At 71.2% G+C, this 16073-nt stretch carries 12 protein-coding genes; 4 read left to right on the top strand and 8 right to left on the bottom strand.

Annotation, left to right across the window (positions count from 1 at the left end; genetic code table 11):
• The first annotated feature begins 22 nt into the window (after window positions 1-22).
• Window positions 23-823, top strand: a complete 801-nt coding sequence (locus ACFYW1_RS09175) for an aminotransferase class IV family protein (RefSeq protein ID WP_388989416.1) — start codon at window positions 23-25, stop codon at window positions 821-823.
• 50 nt (window positions 824-873) lie between these two features.
• Here ACFYW1_RS09175 and ACFYW1_RS09170 read toward each other — a convergent pair whose 3' ends face one another.
• The 4 genes from ACFYW1_RS09170 to ACFYW1_RS09155 form a co-directional block, all read right to left on the bottom strand.
• Window positions 874-2553, bottom strand: a complete 1680-nt coding sequence (locus tag ACFYW1_RS09170) for an ABC transporter family substrate-binding protein (protein ID WP_388989413.1) — start codon at window positions 2551-2553, stop codon at window positions 874-876.
• An 89-nt stretch (window positions 2554-2642) separates the two neighbouring features.
• The gene (locus ACFYW1_RS09165) at window positions 2643-4745 is read right to left on the bottom strand and encodes a dipeptide ABC transporter ATP-binding protein (RefSeq protein WP_388989410.1); all 2103 of its coding nucleotides are present in this window, start codon (window positions 4743-4745) and stop codon (window positions 2643-2645) included.
• Complete coding sequence (locus ACFYW1_RS09160; RefSeq protein ID WP_388989406.1) at window positions 4742-5677, bottom strand: ABC transporter permease; 936 nt, start codon at window positions 5675-5677, stop codon at window positions 4742-4744. The genes ACFYW1_RS09165 and ACFYW1_RS09160 overlap by 4 nt, the downstream gene beginning before the upstream one ends.
• A 1-nt stretch (window position 5678) precedes the next feature.
• Window positions 5679-6662, bottom strand: coding sequence for an ABC transporter permease (locus ACFYW1_RS09155; RefSeq protein WP_388989403.1), 984 nt, complete (start codon window positions 6660-6662; stop codon window positions 5679-5681).
• A 733-nt stretch (window positions 6663-7395) separates the two neighbouring features.
• On the opposite strand from ACFYW1_RS09155, the gene ACFYW1_RS09150 reads away from it, so the two are divergent.
• Together ACFYW1_RS09150 and ACFYW1_RS09145 are read left to right on the top strand one after the other, a co-directional pair.
• On the top strand, window positions 7396-8091 hold the full coding sequence (locus tag ACFYW1_RS09150) for a hypothetical protein (protein WP_388989400.1): 696 nt from the start codon (window positions 7396-7398) through the stop codon (window positions 8089-8091).
• A gap of 101 nt (window positions 8092-8192) precedes the next feature.
• Entirely contained in the window at window positions 8193-8816 is a 624-nt protein-coding gene (locus ACFYW1_RS09145) for a class F sortase (protein WP_388989396.1), read from the top strand.
• Between the two features lie 71 nt (window positions 8817-8887).
• Here ACFYW1_RS09145 and ACFYW1_RS09140 read toward each other — a convergent pair whose 3' ends face one another.
• The gene (locus tag ACFYW1_RS09140; RefSeq protein ID WP_388989393.1) at window positions 8888-9676 is read right to left on the bottom strand and encodes a sulfite exporter TauE/SafE family protein; all 789 of its coding nucleotides are present in this window, start codon (window positions 9674-9676) and stop codon (window positions 8888-8890) included.
• Between the two features lie 220 nt (window positions 9677-9896).
• On the opposite strand from ACFYW1_RS09140, the gene ACFYW1_RS09135 reads away from it, so the two are divergent.
• The gene (locus ACFYW1_RS09135) at window positions 9897-10826 is read left to right on the top strand and encodes an oxidoreductase (RefSeq protein ID WP_388989389.1); all 930 of its coding nucleotides are present in this window, start codon (window positions 9897-9899) and stop codon (window positions 10824-10826) included.
• A 34-nt stretch (window positions 10827-10860) separates the two neighbouring features.
• Here the strand turns inward: ACFYW1_RS09135 and ACFYW1_RS09130 are convergent, their stop codons facing one another.
• From ACFYW1_RS09130 to ppdK, 3 genes are all read right to left on the bottom strand, one after another.
• On the bottom strand, window positions 10861-11271 hold the full coding sequence (locus ACFYW1_RS09130; RefSeq protein WP_388989386.1) for a VOC family protein: 411 nt from the start codon (window positions 11269-11271) through the stop codon (window positions 10861-10863).
• A 228-nt stretch (window positions 11272-11499) separates the two neighbouring features.
• A complete protein-coding gene (locus ACFYW1_RS09125) occupies window positions 11500-12480 on the bottom strand; it encodes an ArsR/SmtB family transcription factor (RefSeq protein ID WP_388989383.1) in 981 nt (326 codons plus the stop codon).
• A gap of 524 nt (window positions 12481-13004) precedes the next feature.
• A complete protein-coding gene (gene ppdK, locus ACFYW1_RS09120; RefSeq protein WP_388989380.1) occupies window positions 13005-15758 on the bottom strand; it encodes a pyruvate, phosphate dikinase in 2754 nt (917 codons plus the stop codon).
• Window positions 15759-16073: the final 315 nt, after the last annotated feature.

The raw sequence follows: 16073 nt of genomic DNA, 5'->3' as shown, positions 1-16073 counted from the left end.
GGCCCCGGCCTACGGTGGGGGCATGACGACTCCCCCGCCCCAGCCCTTTCCGTACGCCGAGTTCGACGGGCGACCGGCCACCGAGGAGGACCTGCGGATTCCGGCCTTCCTCGGTTACGGCCATTTCACCGCCATGCAGGTCAGGGACGGGAAGACGCGCGGTCTCGCGCTGCATCTGGCCCGGCTGGACGCCGCGAACCGGGAGTTGTTCGAGCGGCCGCTGGACGGGGAGCGGGTCCGCGGGCTGGTCCGGCACGCGCTGGAGGGTGCCGGAGTGCGGGACGCCTCGGTCCGGGTGCACGGCTTCCTGCCCCCGGGCGACACGGAGACCACCGTCATGGTGACGGTGCGCGGTCCGGCCCGGAAGTCCGCCGAACCGCACGCCCTGATGTCCGTCCCGTACGTCCGCACCGCGCCGCACATCAAGCGTCCCGGGGAGTTCGGCCAGACGTACTACGCGCAGCGGGCCGCACGCGCCGGTTTCGACGAGGCCCTGCTGACCGCTCCGGACGGCACGGTGACGGAGGGGGCGATCACCAACATCGGCTTCTGGGACGGCACTTCGGTGGTCTGGCCCGACGCGCCCTGTCTGCTCGGCATCACCATGGCACTGCTGGAGCGGGACCTGCCCGGTGCGGGGCTGGGGTCCGTGCGGCGGCCGGTGGGGCTGGACGGGCTGGGCGCGTTCCGGTCTGCGTTCCTCACCAACTCGCAGGGCATCGCACCGGTCCGGCGGATCGACGACACGGAGTTCGCGGTAAACGAGGAGCTGATGGCGCGGATCGGGCGGGTGTACGACGCGGCGCCCCGGGACACGATCTGACGTTCCCGGGGCGGCCGGGCGGGACCGCCCCGGGACCAGGTGCGTGCGGGCTACTTCTCCCAGCCGATCGTCTCCGGCAGCGGGCTGTGGAAGATCGTGGCGCCGACGTTGGCGAGGCCCTTCTTCACGCTGTAGGTCGACGGACCGCTGAACAGCGGCAGGAAGGCGTACTGCCGGAGCGCCTTCCGCTCGACCTCGTTGGCCGCCGCGATCTGCTCGTCGAGGTCCGCGATGTCGGCGGTGGCGCGGATCTCCTCGTCCAGGGCCGGGGAGCCGGAGCCGGTGATGTTGGAGTCACGGTCCGAGCAGTAGAAGTCGCACAGGTAGCGGGCGCCGAACGGGTCCATGGAGCGGTTCCCCGACAGGAAGAGGTCGAACCTGCGCTCGCTGAGGACCTCGGAGAAGTCCGCGGGGTCGGCCTTCTTGACGACGAGTTCGACGCCGACCGGCTTCAGCATCGCGGTGAAGGCACCGGCGACGGCCTTGTCCAGCGGTTCGTCGCCGAGGATCGTGTAGCCGACCTGGAGCCGCTTGCCGTCCTTGACCCGGATGCCGTCGTCACCGGGCTTCCAGCCGGCCGCGTCGAGGGTCTTCCTCGCCTCGTCCGGCGAGTGCTTCAGCACGGCCGCGACGTTGTCCCGGTAGCCCTTCTGGAAGCTGTACAGGAACGCCGAGCCGGGCAGCGGCTCCTTGTGGTCCAGCCCCTGGAACTGGATCTTCGCGATCTGGGAGCGGTCGATGCTCTGCTGGATGGCCTTGCGGACGGCCTTGTCCGAGAGGTTCGCCGACTTCGTGTTGAAGTAGAGCGAGTACTCGAAGGGGCTGCCGCCGCTGCGGATCTCGGTCCCCTTGAGCCCCTTCACCTGCTTGAGGCTCTCCGCGTCGACGGCCGAGGTGTAGTCGAGCTGGCCGTTCTTGAAGGCGTTGACCGCGGCGGTCGACTCCAGGTTGACGTAGACGCGCTTGTCGAGCTTGCCCTTCTTGCCCCACCACTTCGGGTTGCGGACGAAGGTGATGCCGCCCGAGTGGGTGTCCCACTTGCCGACCGTGTACGGACCCGCGCCCCACTCCGGGTGGGCCTTCTTGACGTACGCCTTGTTGAAGTTGGCGACGGTGGCCGCCTTCGGGTGCAGGAAGGTGGTGAACAGGGGCGTCCAGGCGGCGTTGACGCCCTTGAACTCGATGACGGCCTGCTTGGCGTTCGCGCCCTTGTGGACCGAGGTGATCTGGTCGTAGCCGTCGGTGGACGAGGCGTCGTACGCCTTGTTCGAGCCGTTGTTGGCCCTCCAGGTGGCCTCGATGGCGGTCCAGTCGATCGGAGTGCCGTCGTTGAAGGCGGCCTTCTCGTTGATGGTCAGCGTGACCGTCTGCCGGCCGCCCTCGACGGAGACCTTCACATCGCTGTAGTAGTCCGGGTTGTACTGCACCTCTCCGGTGGGCGAGTACGTGATCGCGTCGGCGTTGTACCAGGCCCAGATCCGGGCCGCGGTCAGGGTGGCGTTGACGTTGAACGGGTTGCCCTGGTCGTCGAAGGTCCCGGCGGTGGTGTAGGTGCCGCCGTCCTTGATCCGGTCGTACGGCACCGGGTTGTAGTCGGCCGCGGCCGACGCGGTCTTCGGGGTGCCCTTCGTCGAGTCCGTCGCGTCCTTCCCGGCGGAGGAGTCGCACGCGGTGGCGGCGACCGAGACGGCGGCGACGAGGGCGATGGGCAGGGCGAGTCTTGCGCGCATGGCGGAAGGGTTCTTTCTGGTTCGGTGACGTGGGAGGGACGAGCCGTGTTCGTGGGCGGGGACGGCGCCCCGACGTGCCGCGGTCCGGGTCAGACGGCGTGACAGGCGTACCGGTGGCCGGGCCGCCCGGCCACCGCCGTCGGCGCGGGGCGCTCCGTGCGGCAGCGTTCGCGCACGTCCTCGCCGGCGAGTCGGTACAGCGGACAGCGGTCGACGAAGACGCAGCCCGCGGGCGGGCGGGCGGCGCTCGGCTGCTCGCCGCGCAGCACGACGCGTTCGCGGGTGCGTTCCCGCCGCGGGTCGGGCACCGGGATCGCCGACAGCAGGGCCCGGGTGTAGGGGTGCTTCGGGTCGGAGAAGAGGGCTTCCGTCTCCCCGGTCTCGACGATCTGCCCCAGGTACATCACCGCGATGCGGTCGGAGACGTACCGGACCACGGCCAGGTCGTGGGCGACCACGAGGTAGGCGAGGCCGAGTTCGCGCTTGAGCCGGGCCAGCAGGTTGATCACCCCGGCCTGCACCGACACGTCCAGGGCCGAGAGCGGTTCGTCCAGGGCGAGCAGTTTCGGCTCGGTGGCCAGGGCCCTGGCGATGCCGATCCGCTGGCGCTGGCCGCCGGAGAGCGCGGCCGGGAAGCGGTCGGCCACCGAGGCGTCCAGGCCGACCAGGGCGAGCAGTTCGTGGACGCGGGAGCCGATCGACTCGCGGTCCCGCCCGATGGCCCGCAGGGGTTCGGCGAGCAGCTGGAAGACGGGCAGCCTCGGGTTCAGGGCCCCCATCGGGTCCTGCATGACGATCTGCACGTCCCGCCGCAGCTCCCGGGCGCGCGCGGCGGCGCCGACCGTCGCGACGTCGGTGCCGTCGACCTCGATCCGGCCGCCCTCGGGCCGCTTCAGCCGGAGGACCTCCAGCAGGGTGGTGGTCTTGCCGCTGCCCGACTCGCCCACCAGCCCCAGGGTCTCCCCGGCGCGCAGTTCGAAGCTCACCCGGTCGACGGCGTGCAGCGTGCCGACCCGGCGCTTGAGGACGGCGCCCCTGGTGACCGGGAAGGTCTTGACCAGGTCCTCGACCTTGAGCACCACGTCGCCGATGGCCCGATCGCCCGGCCCGTCCGACAAGCCGGCGGGCGGGTCGGCCGGTCCGGTGTCCCCGGTGGGGTCCAAGGTCCCGTCGGCGATCTCGGCCGCGCGCAGGCAGGCCACGTGGCCGTGCCCGGTGATCTCCCGCAGCTCGGGCTCGTCGGCCCGGCAGTCGTCGCGGGCGACGGCACAGCGGTTCGCGAAGGGGCAGCCGGCCGGGAGGTCCACGAGGACCGGCGGCTCCCCGCCGATCGGGACCAGGGGACGGTGGACGCCGCTGTCGACGGTGGGCACGGCGGCGAGCAGCCGCGCGGTGTACGGCATCGTGGGCCGGCGGAACAGCTCGTCGGCGCCCGCCCGTTCCACGATCCGGCCCGCGTACATGACGGCGATGTCGTCCGCGTGCCCGGCGACGACCCCGAGGTCGTGCGTGATGAGGACGAGTCCGGCCCCGGTCTCCTTCTGCGCCAGCCGCAGGACGTCCAGGATCTGGGCCTGCACGGTGACGTCGAGGGCGGTGGTGGGCTCGTCCGCGACGAGGACGGACGGCCGGTTGGCGATGGCCAGCGCGATGACGACGCGCTGGCGCATGCCGCCGGAGAACTCGTGCGGGAACGACTTGGCCCGGCTCCTCGGGTCGGGGATGCCGACCAGGTCGAGGAGTTCGACGGCCTGTTCCCGGGCGGCCCGCCCGGTCAGGTCGCGGTGGACCCGCAGGGCGTCGGAGAGCAGTCTGCCCACGGAGAAGATCGGGGTGAGCGCGGACAGCGGGTCCTGGAAGACCATGCCGATGGAGTTGCCCCGTATCCCGGAGAGCTCCCTGTCGTCGAGGCCGATCAGGTCGCGTCCGTCGAGCAGCACCCGTCCCTGTACCTCGGCGGAGGGCGGCAGCAGGCCCATGACGGCCATCGCGGTGGCCGATTTGCCCGAGCCGGACTCGCCGACGATGCCGAGGGTCCGGCCCGGCAGGAGGTCGAAGCCGATGCCGCGCACCGCCTCGACGGGCCCGGCCTCCGAGGGGAAGGAGACCCGCAGGTCCCGCACCGAGAGCACGGGGGCGGGGCCGGTGGGTGCCGGGGCGTCGGGGCGGGTCGTCGTGGTGGTGGTGGTCATCGTCGGCCTCCTGCCGCTCCGGTCACGGACGTGGGGTCGAGGGCGTCGCGCAGGCCGTCGCCGACGAAGGTCATCGAGACGGTGAGCAGGACGACCAGTCCCGCGGGGAAGGCGAAGAGCCACGGGGCGCTGGTGACGGTGCCCGCCCCGTCCGCGAGCATCGTGCCGAGGGAGACGTCCGGGGTCTGGACGCCGAACCCCAGGAAGGACAGGGCGGTTTCGCCGAGCACGGTCGCGACGACGCCGAGCGTCAGGTTGACGATCAGCAGCGAGCCGAGGTTGGGGATGATGTGGCGCAGGATGATGCGCGGCGCGCCGATGCCCATGAACTCGGCGGCCTTCACGTAGTCCCGTTCCCGCAGCGAGGTCGTGAGGGACCAGATGACCCGCGCGGTGGACATCCAGCCGAACGCCGTGAGCACGACGACGAGGACCCGCCAGTCGCCGGCGAGGCGGTGGGAGACCAGGGCGAGGATGAGGAACGAGGGGACGACCAGCAGGAAGTGGATGACGGCGAGGACCGCCTTCTCCACCCGGCCGCCGAAGTACGCGGCGCTGGAGCCGATGACCGCGGCGACGACGACGGTCAGGACGGAGACGCTCACGGCGATCGCCAGGGAGCGCCGCAGTCCGTGCACGGCGGAGGCGTAGACGTCGTTGCCGCCCTGGTTGGTGCCGAACCAGTGGGTGCCGCTCGGTGGTCGGGTGAGCGCGGCGAAGTCGGCGTCGGAGTGGGTGTAGGGGGTGAACAGGCCGCCGAACACGCTGAACAGCACCAGCAGCACGAAGATCACCACCCCCGCCACGGCGAGGCGGTTGCGCAGGAAGCGTCGCAGGTAGAGCCGGCCGAGGCCGAGTCGGGGCGCGGCCTTCGCCGGGGCCGACGGCGCGTTCGCGGCCTGCGTCGTTTCGGTTCCGATGTCCGTCGCCACGTCAGTTCACCCTCACTCGGGGGTCGAGGAAGACCGTGGCGACGTCCGCGAGGATCGCGCCGATCGCGGTCAGCGCGGCGGCGAAGGCCGCCGTCGCCACCGTGCCGTGCACGTCGTTCTTGCCGATGGTCTGGATGAAGTAGCGGCCCATGCCGTTCCAGCCGAAGATCGTCTCGGTGATGACGGCGCCGGTGAACATGGCCGGGATACCGAACGCCACGGAGGTCGCCGTCGGGATGAGCGCGGCGCGCAGGGCGTGCCTGCGGACCGCCGCGGCCCGGGTGAGTCCGGTGGCCCGGGCGGTGCGCACGAAGTCCGCGTCGATCGTGTCCAGCAGTAGCGAACGCTGCGTCAGGTGGTAGCCGACGTAACCCATCAGCGTCAGGCTCAGGGTCGGCAGGATCAGGTGCAGCAGGCGGTCGCCGATCGTCGGGAGCAGCCCCTCGACGTCGGGCGAGTTCTCCCCGGCGACGTAGAGGAAGTCCATCCCGGCGTGCTGGTTCAGCCAGATGGCGACGAAGACCACGGCGAGCGCGGCGACGGACGTCGGAATGTTGAACACCGCGATGGACACGGCCTGCGAGACCCGGTCGGCCCAGCCGTACTGCCGCGACGCGGTGTACACGGCCAGCGCGACGCCGATGACCACGGACAGGACGGTCGCGACGATGACCAGCTCCCCGCTGATGAGCGCCCGGTAGCCGATCTCCCCGTTGACGGAGACGCCTGTGGGCGACTTCCCCCAGTCGAAGTGGAGGACCACCGAGGTGAGCCAGTCCCACCACCGGTGCACCAGCGGCTCCTGCGGGCTCAGGTTGTACGGTTCCAGGGCCCGGGCGATCTGGTCCTCGGTGCGGACCGGCCGCAGCTCCTTGAAGTTCGACCGCGGGTCCAGGAACCAACTGGCCAGGAAGTAGGTCGCGTTGGTCGCGACCACGATCATCAGGAGCCAGCCCGCCGCCTTGCGGGTCACATGGCGCACCACGAGCGGCACCTCCTCACCGCACGGAGGAGACGCACCCTCGGGGTGCCTGGTCTGGTGGGCGTGTACATGTGCGGCGGGGACTTTCTTCGTACGGAGCATGAGCACGAATGTGCGAACACCAGCCTGACCTGCGCCTTTGAGCGGACACCAGGTTTCGGGCGCTCCCGCCACGAGGTCGCCACGCGGACGAAACGTCGCCGCAGCAAAAGCCCGCCGCCGTGACGGAGCGTGTGCGATGCGGTCCGGACCGCCATGGAACGACTTCCCCGGTCGGCCCGGACCTCCACGGAGCGACCACCTCCGCCGGCCCGGGGGCGGCCCGCCGCCGGCCCGGGGCGACCCCGCCGGTCCGGGAACGGCTCCGCCCCCACCGGGTCCTGGGGGGACGGTCCCGATGGGGGCGGCGGCCGGGGGCGGCCTGGTGCACCGTCCCGTGGGGGGTGTCAGACATGTGCCCGACCCTCGCGCCATCATGCGTGTGACGTACGCCACATTTCCCCGAAGGGGCCGTCACCCGATCGGCACCGGGTGGCGCAAACCTCCTCCCACCACCTTCGACTACCGCCGTGACCTGCACGATCACGTTCTGGCAAGGCTGCCGCGCCGGTCCGATCGGGTGAAAGCTGACTCGATGTCAGCAGGCATGGATGGCGACACGCCCGTTAGCTCGGAGCCAGGACACACCGACTCGCCCCCATCGCCGGAGGAACCCCCCATGCGTCCTGTCCGCCCAGTGACCGGTACCACCGCCGCGGCGGTCACCATAGCCACGCTCGGCCTCTTCATCGCCGGTCCGACCGCGTACGCAGGTGACACCGAGGCACTCCGGACCGGCTCGGCGAGTGCCCTGTCCCGGACCGCCGAGGAGCCGGTGACGCAGCCCGCCGACGAGGAGGGCGCGGACGAGACGGTCGCCGGGCCGGGCGCGGACGCCCAGTTCGGGCTCGACGCCCCCTCGCTGCTCGACTCCGCGGGCGGTCTCGACGCCCTCTCCGGGCTCGGCCTGCCGGGCGTGCGCAACAACGCCTCCGGGGACGAGGAGAGCCAGGGCGGCCGCGACGAGAAGACGGACAAGGAAGAGAAGGGCGACAAGGGCGACGCGGAGTCCGGCGGGCGCGACAACCCGTCCGGGCACGACAGCTCCTCGTCGTCCGGTCGCGAGGGCTGGAGTTCTTCCGGCGAGGAGGATCCGGCGAAGCACGACGGTTCCTCGTCCGGGCGCGACGACTCGTCCTCGGAGTACGACGGCTCGTCGTCCGGCCACCGGCCCCCGACCGGCCCGACCGGGCACGTCAAAACAGGAGTCGGCGGCAGCGTCCGTTCCGACACCACCCAGATCGCGGCGGGCGCCGGCGTTCTCGCCGTGGCCGCCGTCGGCGGAGCCTGGCTCCTGCGTCGCCGGGCGAGCGGCACGCAGGGAGCCGGCTGACGGAGGCGGATTCACGTCTCCGTACCGCCCGGTGTTCCGTCCCGGTGGCCGCGCGCCACCGGGACGGGACCGTTCCCGTTTCCGTCATCCGGAGGACGACCGTGTCCCAGAAGGCCAAGGGCTGGCTGCTGGTCATCGCCGTGCTGGCCGGTGTCTGGCTGATCCGGAACGGCTCCGACACCCAGCTGGTGCCGCCCGGGCCGACCGCCGCCCAGGGCTTCGCGGGCGGCCCGGAGCTCCAGCCCGGTTCGCCGCTCGCCCAGCCGCTGCGGCCCTCGGAGCCCGTGCGCCTGCGCATCCCGAGCATCCGGGTCGACGCCCCGGTGATGCGCCTCGGGCTGGGTCCCGACGGCAGCCTCGACGTGCCGCCGGCCGGGAACCGCAACGTCGTCGGCTGGTACCGCGACGGCACTCCCCCGGGCTCCCTGGGCAGCGCGATCGTCGCCGGGCACGTCGACAACGCTCGGGGCAGATCGGTCTTCTACGACCTGGGCGCCCTGCAGAAGGGCAGCACGGTCGAGGTGGTCCGCAAGGACGGGCGCACCGCCGTCTTCTCGCTCGACGCGATCGAGGTCTACGAGAACGACGACTTCCCCGACAAGCGGGTGTACGGCGCCTCGCCCTACGCCTCGCTGCGGATGATCACCTGCGGCGGCGGCTTCTCGGAGAAGACGGGGTACGAGGGCAACGTGGTCGCGTACGCGCATCTGACCGCCGTGCGCTGAGCCCCGCCGCCCGCCCGGGGCCTGCCCGGCGGTCTCCGGCGGCCTGCGGCCCGGTGGCCGTCCGGGGGGCCTCAGCCCGCCCACTGGTCGAACGCCAGCTTCGCGACCAGCGAGAACACCACGACCAGCAGCACGCCGCGGACGAAGCCGCTGCCCCTGCTGAGCGCCATCCGTGCCCCGACGAGCCCGCCCGCCAGGTTGAACACCGCCATCAGCGCGGCCAGCTGCCACAGCACACTGCCCTGGTACGCGAACATCGCCAGCGCGCCCGCGTTGGTGCAGACGTTGACGATCTTGGCGGTGGCGGACGCGTTCACCAGATCGAGGTGGAGCACCGCGGTCAGGGCCAGCACCAGGAAGGTGCCCGTGCCCGGCCCGAACAGCCCGTCGTAGAAGCCGATCCCGCCGCCGACCAGCACGATGGCGGCGACGGTACGGGCCCGGCCGGCCTCGCGCCGCGCGTCGTCGTCCGCGGTCCTGCCGAACGAGGGCCGCAGCATCACGAACGCCGCGACGGCCAGCAGCACCACCATGATCACGGGGCGGAGCACATCGCTGCTGATCCCGGCGGCGAAGAACGCCCCGGCCATCGATCCGGCCAGGGCCGCGAGCCCGATCCGCAGGGCCGTCGCGACCTTGACCGGCGTCTTGCGCACGTACGTCACGGCGGCGCCCGTCGTGCCGACGATGGCGACCGCCTTGTTCGTGCCCAGCACCTGCGCGGCGGGTACCTGCGGCAGGCCCAGGAGCAGCGCGGGCAGCAGGAGCAGCCCGCCGCCGCCCACCACCGCGTCGATCCAGCCGGCCGCGGCGGCGGCGAGGCAGAGGACGATCAGGGCGGTGAGCGTTATGTCGGGCATGATCGCGACCTTATGGACGCGATGCGTGCTCCGTCCAACCACTTCGTCCCCGGACCGGGAAAGTTGAGCCGATTCTGAGGTTCCCGGGCTCTCCCGCCGCCCCCGCCCGGCGCACCGCCCTCGCCGCGCGCCCGTCCGCCCTGTTCCGCGCGGCCCCCGCCGGTCACGAGCCCCGGACCGCACCGGTCCGGCCGGGGCCCCGCCACCGTACGCTTGGGCCATGAGCAAGGGCTGGAACGCGAGCGACATCCCGGACCAGAGCGGCCGCACGGCCGTGGTCACCGGAGCCAACAGCGGGCTCGGGCTGTGCACCGCGCGGGAGCTGGCCCGGTGCGGCGCGCGGGTCCTGCTCGCCTGCCGCGACGAGGCGCGCGGCAGGGCGGCCGAGTCCCGCATCCGGACGGCCGTGACCGGCGCGGACGTGGAGTTCGTACCGCTCGACCTGGCCGATCTGGCGTCCGTGCGCGAGTTCGCCGGGAAGCGCGTGCCCGAGCGGATCGACCTGCTGATCAACAACGCGGGCGTGATGGCCCTCCCGTACGGGAAGACGGCCGACGGCTTCGAGCGGCAGTTCGGCGTCAACCACCTCGGGCACTTCGCCCTGACCGGGCTGCTGCTCCCGCGGCTCCTCGACACGCCGGGGGCGCGGGTGGTGAGCGTCTCCAGCGGGCTGCACGCCCTGTCGAACATCGACATGGGGGACCTCAACAGCGAGCGGAACTACCGCCGTTGGATCGCCTACGCCCGATCGAAGACGGCCAACCTGCTCTTCGTGCACGAGCTGGCCCGGCGGCTCGCGAGGGCCGGATCGGGTCTGGTGGCCGCCGCCGCGCACCCGGGATACGCGTCGACCAACCTGCAGACCGCCGCCGCCCGGATGGAGAACCGCAGGGCGGTGGAGCGGGTGTTCGGGTTCGGCAACCGGCTCATCGCCCAGCCCGCGTCCAGGGGTGCGCTGCCCACGCTGTACGCGGCCACCGCGCCCGGCGCGTCCCCCGATTCGTTCACCGGGCCGGGCCTGCTGGGCTGGCGCGGTGCACCGGCCCCGTCCCGGCGGGCGGGCTGGACGCTGGACGACGTGGCGAGCGAGCGGCTCTGGGTGGCGTCCGAGCAGCTCACGGGGGTGACGTACCCGGGTCTCTCCGCCTGAGGCCCGGTCCCCCGCCGGCCGTCGGCCGGCGTCCTCAGCCCTGGGCCTCGACGGCGGCCGGGTCCATCCACACGACCTCCCAGATGTGGTGGTTCGGGTCCTGGAAGGAACGGCCGTACATGTGGCCGTAGTCCATCGTCTCGTTGGCGGGCGAGCCACCGGAGGCGAGGGCGGCGTCGACCAGCCGGTCCACCTCCTCCCGGCTGTCGGCGCTCAGGGCGAGGATCACCTCGGTGGACTTCGAGGAGTCGGCGATCTCCTTCTTGGTGAACTCCTTGAAGCGCGGCTCGGAGAGGAGCATCGCGAAGATGGTGTCGCTGATGACGAGGCAGGCGGTCTTCTCGTCGCTGAACTGCGGGTTGCACGAGAAGCCCAGCTTGCCGAAGAAGGACTTGGTCGCTTCGAGGTCCTTGACCGGCAGGTTGACGAAGATCATCCGAGGCATGGCCGCTTCGCTCTCTGTTGTTGCCCGAACGCTGTTGTTCGAGCGTGTACGACAGGTAGACGGCCGGGCTCCCCGGAACTCATCGCCGTCGGCGAAGAAAATCCGCAGAAGCCCTCTCGCCACCGGCCGACGCCCCGCAGCCGCCGGGCCGCGGGCCCGGCCGTGAAACTGCGGTCCCCGCTCCGCCCGCGGGTCCGGCCGTGCGGTCGGCGGGGCCGGCCGCGGGGCTCAGGACATGGCGAGCGGGGCGCCGCCCCGGAGCAGTGATCCGCCCAGCGGGGTCAGCGTGTGCAGGACCGAGCCACCGTGCCGCATGGTGTGGATCAGGCCCGCCTCGCGCAGCACGCAGGCGTGCTGGCTCGCCGAGGCGAGGGAGACCCCGGCGCGCAGGGCCAGCTCGCTGGTCGTGCAGCCGTTGCCGATGGCGTTCAGGACGGTGGAGCGGGTGTTGCCGAGGAGCCTGCCGAGCCAGGGGCCGGGTTCGGGTTCGGCGAAGACGGGGGCCCGGGAGTGGGTGACGGGGTAGACGAGGACCGGCGGGAGCCGCGGATCGCGGTAGACGACCGGGGTGACGCGGCAGAAGTAGGAGGGCTGGAGCAGCAGCCCCCGCCCGTCCAGCCGGATCTCCCGGTCCACCGGGTAGTCCGCCTCCAGCACGGGCGCCCGCCAGCGGATCATGGGCGGCAGGGAGGCGAGCAGTTCGTGCGCGCCGCCGTCCAGGAGCGCGCGGCCGCGTATGGCGCGGTCGGCCTCGACGCTGGCCCGGATGTGTGGCCAGTACGGCTCGATCGCGGCGCGGTGGTAGCCGCGCAGGGCGCAGACGAGCCGGGCGATCTCCTCGTCGCCGCCGACCGGGCAGCGGGCCGCGTCGCGGCGTTCGGCGGACAGCAGGGCGAGCTCGGCGCGGACGCGGGCGGGGGACGTCCCGCGCAGGGCCTCCATTCCGGCGTCGATGCCATGGGGCTCGCTGCCTTCCTGAGAAGGCGTCAGAAAATCCGGGAAATAGCCGCGTGGTGGAATCACGGCGGCCAGCAGGCGCACTTCGGCACTCAGCCGGGGCCGGGTTTCCGTACGCCATTTCCCGAACACCGCGGAACCTCGACGGTCCCGCAGCCGGTGAAAACTCAGAATGGTTTCCCACAGCGCGTCCGGCCGGGTGGCCATCCGCACCTTGGAAAGGTCCACTCCGGACATATGGATACGCAGCACCGGGCCCCCACTTGTTGCACCTGCAATTACCCCCACCCAAGGGTATGCGACTGGTAACAGCACGTCACCACGGGGTTTCGGCCACAGGTGAAACGCCTCGCCCCAGGGCCCGCCACCCGAAAAGCTGTACGACGTCGGGTGCGTATCCGGAGCCACCGGAAGAGCGAGTGAAGGCCGTGGGGGGTTTTGCTCGTTCGGCGGCGGTGCGCGACGGTGCGGCTCCGTACCCGATGGGGGTAACCCCGGGGCGGTCCATGGGTGGGGATCCATGGACCGCGTCCCGGCCCCTTCCCGCCCATGTCTTTGCGTATTGAACGAACCGCTGATTGACCGAACCGGCGATTGGCCGAACCTCGTGAATGGGCGGAGAAAAGGCCGACCGTCGAACAGACATTGCCCCGGAACAAAGCGAGGCGGCGACACCCCCGCACAGGGTGTCGCCGCCTCCGGGGTTCCGGAACCGCCGCCGGACCGGTGAGGGTGGGTTCCGGCGGCGGCTCCGGGTCAGGGACCGCGGTGTCGGGTCAGCGGCTGTCGCTGCCCTGCGATTCCGCCGCCGCCCGGCCCGCCTCAAGACGGGCGACGGGGATGCGGAACGGGGAGCAGGACACGTAGTCCAGTCCCACCTCGTGGAAGAAGTGCACCGACTCCGGGTCGCCGCCGTGCTCGCCGCAGACTCCGAGCTTCAGGTCCGGGCGGGTGGCCCGGCCGGCCTCGACGGCGCTGCGGACCAGCGATCCGACGCCGTCCTTGTCGATCGTCTCGAACGGCGACACCCCGAAGATGCCCTTCTCCAGGTACGCGGTGAAGAACGACGCCTCCACGTCGTCGCGGGAGAAGCCCCACACCGTCTGGGTCAGGTCGTTCGTGCCGAAGGAGAAGAACTGCGCGGCCTCGGCGATCTGACCGGCGGTCAGCGCGGCGCGCGGCAGCTCGATCATCGTGCCGATGGTGAGCTTCAGCCGGGTGCCGGTGGCGGCCTCGACCTCGGCGATGACCTGGTCGGCCTCCTCGCGGACGATCTCCAGCTCCTGGACCGTGCCGACGAGCGGGATCATGATCTCGGCGCGCGGGTCGCCCTTGGCGTTCTTCCGCTCGGCCGCGGCCTCGGCGATCGCCCGCACCTGCATGGCGAACAGGCCCGGGATGACCAGACCGAGGCGCACGCCGCGCAGGCCCAGCATCGGGTTCTGCTCGTGCAGCTTGTGCACGGCCTGGAGCAGGCGCAGGTCGTTCTCGTTGGCGTCCTTGCGGGACTCGGCGAGCGCGACGCGCACCGACAGCTCCGTGATGTCCGGCAGGAACTCGTGCAGCGGCGGGTCGAGCAGCCGCACGGTGACGGGCAGTCCGTCCATCGCCTCGAACAGCTCGATGAAGTCGGCCTTCTGGAGCGGGAGCAGTTCGTCCAGCGCCGCCTCGCGCTCGACGTCGGTGTCCGCGAGGATCAGCTTCTCGACCATCTCGCGGCGCTCGCCGAGGAACATGTGCTCGGTGCGGCACAGGCCGATGCCCTGGGCGCCGAAGCGGCGGGCCCGCAGCGCGTCCTCGGCGTTGTCGGCGTTGGCCCGCACCCGCAGCCGGCGCACCCGGTCCGCGTACGCCATGATCCGGTGCACGGCGGCGACCAGTTCGTCGGCGTCGTCGGCGCCCGCGTGCATCCGGCCCTCGAAGTACTCGACGACCGGGGACGGCACGACGGGGACCTCACCGAGGTACACCTTGCCGGTGGAGCCGTCGATGGAGACGACGTCGCCCTCCTCGATGACCCGGCCGCCCACCGTCATCCGGCGGCGCTTGGTGTCGACCTCCAGGTCCTCGGCGCCGCAGACACAGGTCTTGCCCATGCCGCGCGCCACGACGGCGGCGTGCGAGGTCTTGCCGCCGCGCGAGGTCAGGATGCCCTCGGCCGCGATCATGCCGTCGAGGTCGTCGGGGTTGGTCTCGCGGCGGATCAGGATGACCTTCTCGCCGGAGCGGGACCACTTGACCGCGGTGTACGAGTCGAAGACGGCCTTGCCGACGGCGGCGCCCGGCGAGGCGGCGATGCCCCGGCCCAGCAGCTCCGGCCCCTTCCCGCCGGCGGCTCCCTCGTCGTCGAAGCGCGGGAACATCAGCTGCGCCAGCTGCGCCCCGTTCACCCGCTGGAGCGCCTCGGCCTCGTCGATCAGGCCCTGGTCGACGAGCTGGGTGGCGATCCGGAAGGCGGCACCGGCGGTGCGCTTGCCGACCCGGGTCTGGAGCATCCACAGCCGGCCGCGCTCGATGGTGAACTCGATGTCGCACAGGTCCTTGTAGTGCGTTTCGAGGGTTTCCATGATCTGCATCAGCTGGTCGTACGACTTCTTGTCGATCGACTCCAGCTCGGCGAGCGGCATGGTGTTGCGGATGCCGGCGACGACGTCCTCGCCCTGCGCGTTCTGCAGGTAGTCGCCGTAGACGCCCTGGTGGCCGCTGGCCGGGTCACGGGTGAAGGCGACGCCGGTGCCGGAGTCGGGGCCGAGGTTGCCGAAGACCATCGAGCAGACGTTGACGGCGGTGCCGAGGTCGCCGGGGATGCGCTCCTGACGGCGGTAGAGCTTGGCCCGGTCGGTGTTCCACGAGTCGAAGACCGCCTTTATGGCCAGGTCCATCTGCTCGCGCGGGTCCTGCGGGAAGTCGCGCCCGGCGTCCCGCACGACGATCTTCTTGAACTGCCCGACCAGCTTCTTGAGGTCGGCCGCGTCCAGGTCGACGTCGACCGTGACGCCCTTGGCCTCCTTCGCCGCCTCCAGCGCCTCCTCGAAGAGTTCGCCGTCGACGCCGAGGACGGTCTTGCCGAACATCTGGATGAGCCGGCGGTAGGAGTCCCAGGCGAACCGCTCGTCGCCGGCCTGCGTGGCGAGACCGGCCACGGACTCGTCCGAGAGGCCGATGTTGAGGACCGTGTCCATCATGCCGGGCATCGAGAACTTCGCGCCGGAGCGGACCGAGACCAGCAGCGGGTCGTCGGCCTGGCCGAGCTTCTTGCCCATCCGCGTCTCAAGGGCGTCGAGGTGCGCACTGACCTCGTCGCGCAGCTCCGCCGGCTCCGCGCCGCTCTCCAGGTAGACCTTGCACGCCTCGGTGGTGATGGTGAAGCCCGGAGGGACGGGGAGACCGAGGTTGGTCATCTCGGCGAGGTTCGCGCCCTTGCCGCCGAGGAGATCCTTCAGATCCTTGTTGCCCTCGGTGAAGTCGTAGACGAACTTCTGGCCCTGGGTCTCCGGGGTGGTTACCTGGGGATCTTTGTTTTCCGACACGGGTCTCGACTCCTCGAGGACGCGGTGGCTGCCCTGACGGCGAGGAACATACCCAGATCGAAGGTTCCTGGGTACGTCCACTTGCGCGTCATGAGGTCTCAACCACCCGTCCGCCAGCAGATCGAAAGTAACGCGATCTTCCTCCCGATCCGCTCCATGCATTCAACTTCTGAACACATGAACACCCAACGCCATCGATTTCCCCCATTTCAGTGACGTTGCGCAACGGAATCGTCGATCGATCAAAGTGAGACCTTCTGGCACCCAGTGCCATCATTTGAGAAATGCAGCTCTCGAAATTGCGCTCATCTGAGC

Source organism: Streptomyces sp. NPDC002669, assembly GCF_042889165.1.
GTDB lineage: Bacteria > Actinomycetota > Actinomycetes > Streptomycetales > Streptomycetaceae > Streptomyces.
The sequence above is the reverse complement of the archived record's forward strand: the minus strand, read 5'-3'. Positions and strand labels throughout refer to the sequence as shown.

What these genes read in the sequence shown, in the direction of transcription:
- ACFYW1_RS09175 (WP_388989416.1), top strand. Translation starts at nt 23, where the DNA reads ATGACGACTCCCCCGCCCCAGCCCTTTCCGTACGCCGAGTTCGACGGG.
- ACFYW1_RS09170 (WP_388989413.1), bottom strand. Translation starts at nt 2,553, where the DNA reads ATGCGCGCAAGACTCGCCCTGCCCATCGCCCTCGTCGCCGCCGTCTCG.
- ACFYW1_RS09165 (WP_388989410.1), bottom strand. Translation starts at nt 4,745, where the DNA reads ATGACCACCACCACCACGACGACCCGCCCCGACGCCCCGGCACCCACC.
- ACFYW1_RS09140 (WP_388989393.1), bottom strand. Translation starts at nt 9,676, where the DNA reads ATGCCCGACATAACGCTCACCGCCCTGATCGTCCTCTGCCTCGCCGCC.
- ACFYW1_RS09135 (WP_388989389.1), top strand. Translation starts at nt 9,897, where the DNA reads ATGAGCAAGGGCTGGAACGCGAGCGACATCCCGGACCAGAGCGGCCGC.
- ACFYW1_RS09130 (WP_388989386.1), bottom strand. Translation starts at nt 11,271, where the DNA reads ATGCCTCGGATGATCTTCGTCAACCTGCCGGTCAAGGACCTCGAAGCG.